Here is a 12,146-nt window from a genome sequence, read left to right on the forward strand (position 1 = left end):
TGAGAGACCGACATGGACGGAACATTCGAAGGCAAGGTCGCGCTTGCCACCGGCGCGGGCTCAGGATTGGGACTTGCGGCCGCACAGGCATTCGCCGCCGAAGGCGCGTCGGTCGTGCTCGCGGATGTCGACGGGCATGCAGCCGAAGCGGCTGCAGCGTCTTCGAGCGGCCGGTCACAAGGCCATGGCGGTGCAATGCAATGTGGCCGACGAGGCGCAGGTTAAAGCGATGATCGATCTGACCGTCGCCACCTATGGTCGCCTCGACGCGGCGTACAACAACGCGGGCGTTCAGAGCGCTGTTGCCGAGACGGCCGATGCCAGCGGCGAGGAGTTCGAACGCGTGAACGGCGTGAACCTGCGCGGCGTATGGAACTGCATGAAATACGAACTGCTGCAGATGCGCCAGCAGGGAAGCGGCGCTATCGTCAACTGCTCGTCGCTCGGCGGACTCGTGGGCATTGCGGGCCGGGGCGTGTATCACGCATCCAAGCATGGTGTCATCGGGCTCACGAAAAGCGCCGCACTCGAATATGCAGCGAGAGGCATCCGCATCAACGCCGTGTGCCCCGGCATCATCGAAACGCCGATGGTCGCGGGCATGCTGGAACGCGAGCCCGAAGCGATGAAGGAGTTGATGAAAGAGCAACCCATCGGGCGGCTCGGACGACCGGATGAGATCGCCGCTGCAGTACTCTGGCTGTGCAGCCCTGGCGCGAGTTTCGTGATCGGTCACGCGCTCGCTGTCGATGGCGGTTATACGGCTCGTTAGATCAAAAGGAGCAAGACTTGGACTATGGATATCTGGGCCGCAGCGCCCTCAAAGTTTCGCCCCTGTGCCTCGGCGCGATGATGTTCGGCGGCGAAACCGACGAAGCGACTTCGAAGCGGATCATCGACAAGGCGTTCGACCAGGGCGTCAATTTCATCGATACCGCTGACGTCTATCACGCCGGCCGCTCGGAAGAAATCGTCGGGCGTTCGATCGCGGATCGTCGCGATAGCTGGGTAGTCGCGACGAAGTTCGGCTATCCGACTGCACAAGGCCCGAACCAGCAGGGGCAGTCGCGCAAGTGGATCATGCAGTCGGTGGAGGCGAGCCTCAAGCGCCTCGGCACCGACTACATCGACATCCTGTATTTTCACCGCGCGCTGCCCGATGCGCCGCTCGAAGAAGGCGTGCGGGCGATTGGCGACCTGATCCGTCAGGGTAAGGTGCGCTACTTCGGTGTGTCGAACTTCCGCGGCTGGCGCATCGCCGAGATCGTGCGGCTCGCGGATGCGATGGGAATCGACCGCCCTGTTGCAAGCGAACCGCTCTATAACATGGTCGACCGCACCGCCGAGGTCGAGCAGTTACCGGTAGCAGCGCACCATGGCGTGGGAGTTGTGTCGTACAGCCCGCTTGCACGCGGCGTGCTGACGGGCAAATATGCGGTTGATGCTGCCCCGCCCTCCGACACGCGCGCGGGCCGCGGCGACAAGCGTATCCAGCAGACGGAATGGCGCCCGGAGTCTTTGGCAATCGCGCAAAAGGTAGCGGCGCACGCCGCCGAGCGTGGCACGACGTCGATCGCTTTTGCTCTCGCATGGGTGCTGAAGAATCGCCTCGTCAGTGCGGCCATTGCCGGTCCGCGCACCGAAGCGCACTGGGACAGCTACGTCGAAGCGCTGAAAGTGCAAATGGGACCCGACGACGAAAAGTTCGTCGATAGTCTGGTGCCTCCCGGTCATGCGTCGACACCGGGTTACACGGACCCCGGATACCCGATCGAAGGACGCCGGGCTGCGTGAGCGTCACGGCGATCAAAAACGACTTCGGTTGCTTGCCACCACAGAAGAAGGAAGATGATGTGGAGTTCAGCAATTAATGTCGCGGTTTGACAACCAATTCGTGTCGTTTTTCACGGGTCGAACCGCCCGATTTCGCACCCGTCCGCTCCATGTCCAACCAATTCGTGTCGCCTTGATAGGCAGACACTTAAATTCTCGACGGTCTGTCCCTTTACGCGGCAAGGCAATGTCAATTCACTACGGCAAGGACTTCGGTGGCAGTTGGCCCAACTCTATACCACCGTCGCGCCAATATCTTCGCTCCGATCGAGCGCACGCAGTCTCAACTGCATCTACCAGAGCGCTCATTCCCTGCTTTCGCTCGCGGACTATTATCGGTCAAAGGTGTTGTGCATCAGGCGTGAACTGACGGGCAAGTCGTCGGCCATTGCCGACTTTCAGTTCTCGCCCTGCATCGGGCAGCTTCGGGTCGACTTCCTGCCGTTAGAGCCGTTAGAGCGGGGCAATCTCAAGCGTGGCGCTTACTGCCAGCGAATGCGTACTACCGACCCCCATGTTCAGGTCGAAACTATGCGCACGTGCCATCAGGTTGACGGCGGCGGCCTAGATTCGGTGGGGATTCAGGTCGGCACCGTCTGCACATAGTTACAGCGTGCTCAGGAACCGCATGAGTGAGTCTGGCGCGCGGAACCGACGCATGGTGGTCTCGGGCGGTTCCAGTCGTGCAAGTGCTTTCTCTTTCATTGCGAGGTCAGCCTCGACGTAACGGTGAGTGGTGGTAGTGCTCTCGTGACCAAGCCAAAGCGCGATGACGTTAAACGGCACGCCCGACTGCAGCAGATGCATTGCCACGGTGTGGCGAACCGTGTGAGGCGAAACGTGCTTCTTCAGCAGGCTGGGCTCCTGAGCGGATGCCCGGGCGACAGCGAGTGCCAGACGCTGTGCGACGTTAGACCTGGACATCGCCTGCCCGTCACGATTGGGCAGTAAGGCGGCCCCGTCACGGAGTCCGGGATTCAGACGTAGCCATGCGCGAATTTCTTGCCCCGTGGTCTTCCACAACGGCACCGATCGCTGCTTGCGACCCTTGCCGCGTAAATGGACGCAGGCAGCACTGTCGAGGACGACATCGCTCACACGCACGCCGATGATTTCCGACACCCGTGCGCCTGTGTTGTAAAGCAACGCCAGCAGCAAGTGGTCGCGTTGCGAGGTCCAGGTCGCACCTGTTTGCCTCAGCACCGCAACCATCTCCTCTCGCGTCAGGAACTGCGCTCGTGCTCCAGATGGTCCAGGAACGCCAGAATTATCTCTGGCTGGATGTCGGTCAGCCGTAAGGTGGTCGGCGCCTTACCCAGCTTGCGACTGGCAAAGTCCAGGAACAGCATCAGCGCATCGCGGTAGCAGGCCACCGTACGCGGACTGACCGCACGCTGGACAACAAGATATTCGGTGAAGAACGTCTGGACCAGCGCTGCAAACGACGGTGATTTCGGTGCGGCGGCATTACGCATCTGGAGCCTCCGTCTGTAAACTGAATGACGCAAAGCGCTGTGCAGCCAACGACATCAGCTCGGGCACTGCCGAGAGGTACCAGTAGGTGTTGGTAACCATGGCGTGTCCGACGTAGGTCGATAGCGACAACATCGACTGATCGATGTCGATGCCCTGTGCTTGCCACAGCACGATGCGGCGCACGATGAAGGTGTGCCTCAGGTCGTGGATGCGCGGGGCATGGTGAGTACCGCGATTGCGCCAGCCCAATTGCTTGCGCAGGGCCGCGAAGACGCGTTCCACGTGGTGCGTGTTCAGTGGCAATCCACGTCGTTGCCCACGCGTGCCGACGAAGAACGGAGCATCGTCCTGCGCTGACGCACCGGCGAGATCGCGCATCCAGCGATAGCGACGCAACGCTTCAACTGTGCTCGGGTGCATGGGTACCTGACGAGACTTGGCGAACTTGGTCCGCTCGACGGTGAGCATGCCGCGTCTCAGATCAACATCGTAGTTGCGCAGAGCCAGCGCTTCCGAGATCCGTAGGCCAGTACTGGCAAGCAGACCGAACAGCGTTTCGTAGACGACGCCCCGCAAGCCTGGAGCCGGTCCCAGTCGCCGCGCGGCGGCCAGCAAATCAACGATCTCGCGTTCGTTGTAGATGTGTGGAGCCTGCCGTTCCGGCAGCCGACCGAAGATCGCCTCGTCGGGCACTTCGGTGCGTGGCTCGAACTGCTGCAGCCAACGCGTGAAGGAGCGCAACCGCTTCAGCCGGCGCGCCCACGTGCGCGGATCTTCGCTGGCGTGGCTATCGCGTCGAGCCCAGTCGGTCATGACTTCCTCGTTCAATGCTCCGCGGTGATCGACGGCCTGTACATGACGCGCGAAGCTGCGTAGGGCATAGCCTTCACTGCGCAAGGCGAAGCCCAATCGGCGACGCTCAGTCAGATAGTGCTCAACGAATCGTTGCAGGGAGGTGCTGGTGCTCATGCTGCGCTCCCCGGCCACGGCAAGGCCACCTCGACAAGCTTCCGGCTGTCGAGTTTGGCGTAAATCAACGTGGTATTCAGGGAGCGGTGGCGCAGAACATCGGCCACCTCCTTGAGGGAGGAGCCGCTTGCCAATAGACGATTGGCCATCGTGTGTCGCAGCAGGTGCGATCGCGTGTAGGGCAAGCCCGCGCGCGCAAAGGTCTGACGGATGGCCTTGCGGACGCAGTCGGGGCCGACGGGCTGATCGCGTGGTGCCACGTGGCGGACGAAGACCGCGCGGTTACATGTCTTCGGACGTTCGTACTTCAGGTACGCCGCGATGGCCTTGCCGGTCGTTGCCGGCAAGGGCAGTACATCATCGCGGCGGCCCTTGGTATGACGCAGCGTGAGCGTTCCGGCGCGCCAGTCAATGTCTTCGAGGCTGAGCCGGGCAATCTCACCACTGCGAAGCCCGAGATCCAGGGCGCAGCGCACGATAGCGTCGGCGCGCCGCAGCGAGCGTCCCGGTTTGCCAAGCGAGGCGACCAGTTGCTCGACTTCCTCGGCGGTCAGTGCCTGCGGAAGTGATGCTAACTGCCAGTTGGCTGGATACGAAAGCGCGCCGATCAGTCCGTGCACCACGTCACCAAGCGACGCGCGATATCGAAAGTACCCGCGCAATGCTGCGACCACCGTACCGGCGTTCGCCGGCTTGCTGTATAGCCTGGACTGTTTCGCGAAGAAGCGCCGGACATGATCGGGTTTGACTGCCGTGATGTCGATGGCGCCGTCGCCGAAGCGCGAAGCCAGCAGTCGCCCCACGATTCGCAAACCCGTGCTCCGGGTCTTGGGCGCCAGACCACGCACATGGCCCATGTACTCGTCGTAACGGAGCAGTTCCTCATCAACCGGAGTTCTGTGCAACCTCGGCGGGTTCACAACACCTTGGGCGCGCAACACAATCAGCAGATGGCCCAAGGCAGCGCTCAGATTGCGTCGATCGCGCTGAACCGGACCTGTGCACCTGCATCGAGGAAGATGATCGTCGAGGAACTCCGCAACAACAGCCTCATCAATCTGCGCAACGCGCAGACGGTGACCGTGCAGCCATTGACCAAAGTGGGCACGCTGCCCAAGCAGTTGGTGAACGTGGTCGTAGCGTGGCCGCGCTCGGTCAGGTACCGCTTGAATGCATCAATGTGCGGAGCAAGCGGTCCGTTGGCGAGCCAGTCGAAACCGGTGAGTTGAAGCGATCGGGTGTTCGCCATGGCAGTCTCCTAAAGCGAGACCACCACTTCAATCCGCAGCGGAAACTATGTCCAGACCTACGCCGATCAACCTCGACAGAAGCCGCGATCGCCAACCAAAAAAATCTCTGCTCTATGTAAACCTCTGCATAGCGACCCGAAGCAGTCTTCCCTGCTTACGTCGGGATGCGGCGGTTTCCGGGGTGAAGCCGTCATTCGACCGCTCGCTTCAGCTGGCAAGTCCTCCCGCACGATCATCGAGCACGGCCGCCGGCATACTCCAATAGTCGATAAGGCTCACGACGCCCGCACCTCACGGACCCCCTTACCTATCCGCCGCCGCAGCAGCGTGCGCAGCGTCACGCCGTCCGCGTAACCGACCTGCTCGGCGATGCGATCCACGCTAAGCTTGCTCGTTTTCAGCAGATGGACGGCGCGCTCGACCCGCAGATCCTGAATGTACTCGACGGGCGTTTTACCGAGCACCTCGTTTAGACGTCGTGTCAACGTTCGCTTGCTGGTCGCCAATTCTTCGGCGGCGTCGTCGAGCGCGATGGCCGTGTCGAGGTGTTCGCGCACCCAGCGGTCGAAACGCTCGACGAGCGGGTCCGAATGGGCCAGGTGATCGGAGATCGCAAAGGCAGACTGCGACGGCCGCGAATCGAATACGAGGTACTTGCCCACGAGCGCCGCAAGCTCCGGGCTGTTGTTGCGGATCAACCAGAGCGCAAGGTCGAGATGGCTCAGGGCCGCTCCTGCAGTTACCGTGCTGCCGCTGGGCACGACAATGCGATGGGCGTCCAGGTGCACTCGAGGGTAACGCTGCCGGAACATCGGGGAAAGCCACCAGGTGGTCGTGGCTTCGCGCCCATCGAGCAAGCCGCTTTCGGCCAGCACAAAGGTGCCCGTACAAGCGGCTCCGATACGGGCGCCGGCACTGTGCCACGAGCGCAATGCACCGAGCGCATCGACCACGTCCGCCCGGCCGAGCGAAGGCACGAGCAGCTCCGTCGTCGTCCTGTTGAGCGCCGGTACGACGACCCAGTCCGGGACCAGGGCGTCTGATGTGTCGCGGACGGGAACCTGCAACCCAAGCGCGGTGCGCACCTCTGGCCGCATCCCCACAACGGTGATTTCGAAGCCCGGTGTGGCCATCCCCGTCGCGCGCGCAAGTTCGTTGGCCGTCGTCAACGCATCGAGCACGGTGGTGAGGCCGGTGTCGAACACCCCCTCGAGCGCCAGGACAAAAATCCGCATGGCAGGATCGATACCAAAATTGTCGATTGCGACAGTATCTCCAAGGGCACTCTGTTTGTAAAGTCTGGACCAACGCGTGAACCCGTCGCGCGCAAACTGGAGAGCAAAGATGATCAAGAAAGCACTATTCGTCCGACTTGAAGCCAAGCCGGGAAAGGAGCAGGCGGTAGCAGACTTCCTCGACGCCGGCCTGGAAATGACGAATCGCGAGACGACCACACCGATCTGGTTCGCCCTCAGGCTGTCGCCGACGACGTTCGGCGTCTTCGACGCCTTTGCGCGTGAAGAGGACCGCCAGGCACACCTGCACGGAAGTATGGCTGGTGCCCTGATGGCGCGGGTCGACGAGATGCTTGCCAGCCCGCCGTCGGTCGAGCCGATCGAAGTGCTGGCGATGAAGAACACGCTGGCCTGAGCCCTGTTCGCGATCACCGATCGATACTCGCCCGTCACGCGCGATGGCGCGAAACGACGGGCACATGGAAACAATTCTGGAGAGTAAAATGTTTGCACTGCGAAAGAAACTGGCCATTACCGCCCTGATTGCCCTGGGCGCCACGATGGCGCACGCCGAGGCAAAGGCGGCTACGAAAGATGTGGTCATTGTCCACGGCGCACTGGTGGATGGCTCCGGCTGGCGGGCCGTCCACGACATCCTGGTCAAGGATGGCTATCATGTGACGATCGTGCAAGAGCCGCTCACGGGCCTTGCCGAGGATGTCGATGCCGCCAGGCGCGTCATTGATCAGCAACAGGGCCCGGTGGTGCTGGTCGGTCACAGCTACGGCGGCTCCGTGATCACGGAGGCAGGTGCGGACCCGAAGGTCGGCTCGCTCGTCTATGTGGCCGCACTGCAACCCGACGCTGGCGAAGCCAGCGGTCAGCTGTTGCAGAAATTCGCCGCGCCCAACGATGCGATGCGAGCGACGCCGGACAAGTATTTCTTCCTCCCGCCGGCGAAATTCCGTGAGAACTTTGCAGCGGACGTCTCGCCCCCGGAGGCGCAATTCCTGGCGGATTCGCAGGATCAACTCGCTGAGAAAGCGTTGGGCGCACCCGTCTCTGTGGCGGCATGGCGAACCAAGCCCAGCTACGCCATCCTGACCACCCAGGATCATATGGTGAGCCCGCAGCTTCAGCGCTGGATGTATCAACGCTCGGGTGCCAAGGTGACAGAGGTGAGCGCAAGCCACGCTGTCTTTATCTCTCAGCCGGCCGCGGTCGCGCGAGTGATCGAGGTTGCCGCGAAGTCGACGAACTGACCGGTAATCGTCTCGATGGGTCACCTGTCGGCTTGGCGCCGACGGGCGACACCGTCGCCAGTCGGGCCGCCCCCATCGCAGATATCCACGTTGGTTGTCAAATCACGGCAATCGCGGGTGTATGCCACTCAGCTCGGGACATAACCATAACCTTCACGGATGTTGCCACCATGCTACTACTGATCCTTGCCTACCTCGGCGGTGCACTGACCATCCTCAGTCCGTGCATCCTGCCGGTGCTGCCGTTCGTATTTTCGCGGGCCGACCGCCCGTTCGCACGCAATGGACTGCCGATGCTGGCGGGCATGGCGCTGACCTTCGCCGTGGTCGCCACGCTGGCCGCCGTCGGCGGCGGCTGGGCCGTGCGCGCAAACCAGTACGGCCGCTTCGTCGCCTTGGCCGTGCTCGCCGTGCTTGGCCTGACCTTGCTCTCGGAGCGCGTCGCCGAATGGATCACCCGTCCGTTCGTCGCGCTTGGCAACAAGCTCACCGAGCACACCGGGAGCCAGGATGATTCGGTGCTCTCGGCGGCTGGGCTGGGCGTGGCCACGGGGCTGCTGTGGGCGCCCTGCGCAGGCCCGATCCTGGGCCTGCTGCTCACGGGTGCGGCCCTAAACGGCGCCAGCGTACAGACAACGTTGTTGCTGCTCACCTACGCGGCGGGCGCGGCGACATCGCTCGCGCTGGCGCTGCTGATTGGCGGACGCGTCTTCGCCTTGATGAAACGCTCGCTGGGCGCGGGCGAATGGGTGCGCCGCGCCCTGGGCGTGCTGGTGCTGGCAGGTGTGGCCGCCATCGCGCAGGGCCTGGATACCGGACTGCTGACACGTGTGTCGCTGGCCAGCACGGGCGGCATCGAACAGAAGCTGATCGACGCGGTGCGTCCTTCGCCTCTCGTGCGGCTCGCTGTGAAGGCCGGCGACACGCTGCCGGTGGAAGGCGATCTGCCCGCGCTCGATGGCGCCACCCAGTGGCTCAACAGCCCGCCGCTCACGGCGCAGTCGCTGCGCGGCAAGGTGGTGCTGGTCGATTTCTGGACCTACTCCTGCATCAACTGCATCCGCTCGCTGCCCTACGTGCGGGGCTGGGCTGACAAGTACAAGGATTACGGACTGGTGGTGATCGGCGTGCACGCGCCCGAGTTCGCGTTCGAGAAGGATCCGGGCAACGTCGCCCACGCCGTGAAGGACCTGGGCCTAGACTACCCGGTCGCACTCGACAACGGTTACACCATCTGGAAGGCCTTCAGCAACGAGTACTGGCCTGCGCATTACTTCATTGATCCGCAGGGGCATATTCGTCACCACCACTTTGGCGAAGGCGACTACAAGCAAAACGAGGACGTGATCCGCCGACTGCTCGCCGAGGCCGGCCGGAAGGACCTGCCTGGCGGCTACGTGCAACCGAACGTACAGGGCGCGCAGGCCGCCGCCGGCTCAGGCGATTCCAATCGTTCGCCGGAAACCTACGTCGGCTACGCACACGCGCAGAACTTCGCCGGCGGCCAGATGGCGCAGGACGCGACCTCGACGTATCATGCGCCCCCGACACTGATCGCCAACCAGTGGGCGCTCGACGGGCGCTGGTCGGTGGGCGACGAAAATGCGCGGCTCGACAGCCCCAACGGACGTATCGTCTATCGCTTCCGTGGCCGCGACCTGCACCTGGTGCTGGGGCCCGGTCGCGACGGCAAGCCCGTGCGCTTTCGCGTGCTGATCGACGGCAAGGCGCCGGGCGCCGACCGCGGCACGGACATTGATGCGGATGGCAACGGCACGGTCACCGGGCAGCGCCTCTATCAGCTCGTGCGGCAGGCCAATGGTAGCGGCGAACGCACCTTCGAAATCACGTTTCTCGACCCTGGCGTGCTGGCTTACGCGTTTACGTTCGGCTGAGTCCCACCTTTGGCGCGAGAAGAGCCTCATGTCCCGCCTTAACACTATAATCGCCTCCCCAAAGGCGGACACATCGCCGCCTGAAAGCAGCGACAAGCGTTCTTGGACGAGGTTCGCGCGAGCTTCCGTTCGCTGCGCTGATATCAAACGTGCGGACGACGCCGTGCGACCGGCGTTCAGTGCGGGTATCGCGCCGTGTCGGTTTTTAGATATATTTTCGGGTGCCGCCATCCTCCCCAAGAGCACCAAGAGCAGGGAAGAGTGTCCGCACTGTCACTCACCGTCGCCCGCAAGGCGTCCCCGAATCACTGATTTCGACGGTCAACCAAGGAGTATGGAATGAACAGCATCGCACTAGCCTGCACCGGTGTCCTCGGTTTGCTTCTGTTCGTACTTGGACTCACCATCACGATCGTGCGCTCTCGCGTCGGGCTGCTGAGCGGCTACGCACCTGAACCTGACCGGCTGCTAACCAAACTGGTTCGCGCTCACGGCAATACCGCCGAGTACGCGCCGTTCTTTGCGGTGATCGGTGGTCTGCCCGGCGTGCCTTTGCCACTGATGCGCGTCCAATGGTCACGGAATCGCTTACGCTGCCATGCGATCACTGTTGCGGGCTGAACCAGGACGAGGACCTCGCACCACCTTGACCAGCGACGCGACAGCCAGGACCAGAAGATGCGGTCGGCTGGACGCAGACGTGGCCGGGAGCAGGACCGCTGGTAGACCATCATGGTGTCGCAATGCGACGATCTGGAGCTGCAGCGACAGCCGTGAGCGGAACCACGTGGCCAGGAATGCAATCAACGCGCGGGCGACGGGTGGCATGATTCGAAATCCTCTGGGCGACAACACGGCCAAGAATGCCAGAGTGAGGTAGATCGTCCAAACGTGCAACAGAATCACCAACTTCGAGTTTTCGGGAATGACAGGGTGACCGATTCACGGCCCTCAGATCACCGTCGATGTCTTCACCGGGAATTGCGATTGTGAATTGATGAGAGCGGTAGGCCTCGCTGCTTAGCGCAAGGCTTCCGATGAGTGCGCCGTTACGGTTGCTGCAAACAGCAGGCGCGAATGCTCACGCGCGGTCGGCGCGTGAGTGCGGTGAGTTGTAGTCGAGCGGCATGGCTACTGCTTTGACGCGTGTCAACGCGAGGGATCAAGTGGGCGTGGCATATCCTCGCGATAGCCCGAGGGACGGCATGCCCCGATCAGTCGAAGTGGGTTACCGCAGCAGACGGACTGTGCCAGTCCATCCAGTCGTACGAGTCGCCGGGTTGGGCCCACGCCCAGTTCGCTGAAGAGGCGGGCCTGATCGCATCGACGACATCCTTCGACGTGGAATCGATGTTTATGCAGTCGTTGATGCCCCACTCAATATCGGTATTCTGGAACGTGTTGCTATCGTGATTCATTGCCACCTCGTTTAACGGTTCAGGTGCACGACTCTGTCGCGCTTGTACGATGCTCGTCGTGGCGTTTTTCTTCCCGCTGTCGCCACAGTACACAAGAAACGAATTCGGCTAGCACAGATTGACTCGCCTGGTCGGTCACAGTCCGGCAATTGCACATTCTGAAGAACTGCATGCCATTGCACAGACTCACCAGGCCGAGCGCGAGCGCGTCCGCTTGCAGGGGCAACGCGCTGTCGCTATCCTCCAGGAGCGTTCGTATGTAGGCACTGACCTGTAAGAGCCTGTCGCGCCGGAGCGCATGAACACGCTCCCGAAACGCGCTGTCACGGCGCGCAAGGAGTTGGGTCTCGACCCAAAGCGGGAAGCAATCGCTTTCACGGTAGTCGCGGCTGTAGAACGCGATCGCGCGCGCCTTCGTTTCTTCCGGCGTGCCGCCCTCTTCGATGATGGCCTGCAGATTCGCTCGTGCCTCATCGGCATCGCGCCGCAACAGTTCCATCAGCAGTTCCTGTTTGTCGCGGAAATTGGAATAGAACGCGCCGCGCGTATAACCCGCCGCCTCAACGATGGCTTCCACGCTTGTAGCGGCGAAACCCTTCTCAAGAAAAATGGTTCGTGCGGCGTCAAACAGGCGCTTCCGCGTCTGCTCTTTTCTGCGCGCGTGGGTCAGGCGTTCGGGCTTCATCGCGTAGCTTACTGGTGACGTCGCCGTCTGCGTTCGCCGAAGCGAAGGTGAGCCTGTCAGATGGCGGGTTTCTCAACAAGTCCGTCGACACCCGATCAGGCTGCCCAACGGTTTTACGATATT

10 protein-coding genes and 3 pseudogenes are annotated in these 12,146 nt (G+C 62.3%); 6 read left to right on the top strand and 7 right to left on the bottom strand.

What is annotated here, in order from left to right; all coding sequences use genetic code 11:
* Positions 1-12: 12 nt before the first annotated feature.
* A pseudogene (locus tag B0G77_RS27120) lies at positions 13-772 on the top strand (glucose 1-dehydrogenase).
* A gap of 17 nt (positions 773-789) precedes the next feature.
* A complete protein-coding gene (locus B0G77_RS27125) occupies positions 790-1,794 on the top strand; it encodes an aldo/keto reductase (RefSeq protein ID WP_133665078.1) in 1,005 nt (334 codons plus the stop codon).
* Between the two features lie 645 nt (positions 1,795-2,439).
* Here the strand turns inward: B0G77_RS27125 and B0G77_RS27130 are convergent.
* The 5 genes and pseudogenes from B0G77_RS27130 to B0G77_RS27145 form a co-directional block, all read right to left on the bottom strand.
* Positions 2,440-3,308, bottom strand: a pseudogene (locus tag B0G77_RS27130) (tyrosine-type recombinase/integrase).
* A complete protein-coding gene (locus B0G77_RS27135) occupies positions 3,301-4,278 on the bottom strand; it encodes a tyrosine-type recombinase/integrase (protein ID WP_133665034.1) in 978 nt (325 codons plus the stop codon). The pseudogene B0G77_RS27130 and the gene B0G77_RS27135 overlap by 8 nt, the downstream one beginning before the upstream one ends.
* Positions 4,275-5,237 carry a site-specific integrase gene (locus tag B0G77_RS27140; RefSeq protein ID WP_243751229.1) on the bottom strand — a complete coding sequence of 321 codons (963 nt, stop codon included), beginning with the start codon at positions 5,235-5,237 and terminating at the stop codon, positions 4,275-4,277. Before B0G77_RS27140 ends, B0G77_RS27135 begins: the two co-directional genes overlap by 4 nt.
* An 8-nt stretch (positions 5,238-5,245) precedes the next feature.
* Complete coding sequence (locus B0G77_RS44575; protein ID WP_243751224.1) at positions 5,246-5,527, bottom strand: hypothetical protein; 282 nt, start codon at positions 5,525-5,527, stop codon at positions 5,246-5,248.
* A 276-nt stretch (positions 5,528-5,803) separates the two neighbouring features.
* A complete protein-coding gene (locus tag B0G77_RS27145) occupies positions 5,804-6,763 on the bottom strand; it encodes a helix-turn-helix domain-containing protein (protein WP_133664517.1) in 960 nt (319 codons plus the stop codon).
* A gap of 109 nt (positions 6,764-6,872) precedes the next feature.
* Between B0G77_RS27145 and B0G77_RS27150 the strand changes: the two genes are divergently transcribed.
* From B0G77_RS27150 to B0G77_RS27165, 4 genes and pseudogenes are all read left to right on the top strand, one after another.
* Positions 6,873-7,178, top strand: a complete 306-nt coding sequence (locus B0G77_RS27150; protein WP_133665079.1) for an antibiotic biosynthesis monooxygenase — start codon at positions 6,873-6,875, stop codon at positions 7,176-7,178.
* Between the two features lie 64 nt (positions 7,179-7,242).
* Complete coding sequence (locus B0G77_RS27155; protein WP_243751230.1) at positions 7,243-8,025, top strand: alpha/beta hydrolase; 783 nt, start codon at positions 7,243-7,245, stop codon at positions 8,023-8,025.
* 170 nt (positions 8,026-8,195) lie between these two features.
* Positions 8,196-9,920: a cytochrome c biogenesis protein DipZ gene (locus B0G77_RS27160; RefSeq protein WP_133664519.1), complete on the top strand. Its 1,725-nt coding sequence runs from the start codon at positions 8,196-8,198 to the stop codon at positions 9,918-9,920.
* Positions 9,921-10,259: 339 nt separating this feature from the next.
* Positions 10,260-10,451 (top strand): annotated as a pseudogene (locus tag B0G77_RS27165) (MAPEG family protein); the annotation flags it as partial.
* A 683-nt stretch (positions 10,452-11,134) separates the two neighbouring features.
* Here B0G77_RS27165 and B0G77_RS27170 read toward each other — a convergent pair.
* Both B0G77_RS27170 and B0G77_RS27175 read right to left on the bottom strand, forming a co-directional pair.
* Positions 11,135-11,338 (bottom strand): hypothetical protein, encoded by a 204-nt coding sequence (locus B0G77_RS27170; protein ID WP_133665080.1) that lies wholly within the window; start codon positions 11,336-11,338, stop codon positions 11,135-11,137.
* A 19-nt stretch (positions 11,339-11,357) separates the two neighbouring features.
* Entirely contained in the window at positions 11,358-12,023 is a 666-nt protein-coding gene (locus B0G77_RS27175) for a TetR/AcrR family transcriptional regulator (protein ID WP_133665081.1), read from the bottom strand.
* Positions 12,024-12,146: the final 123 nt, after the last annotated feature.

Source organism: Paraburkholderia sp. BL10I2N1, assembly GCF_004361815.1.
Classification (GTDB): Bacteria; Pseudomonadota; Gammaproteobacteria; order Burkholderiales; family Burkholderiaceae; genus Paraburkholderia.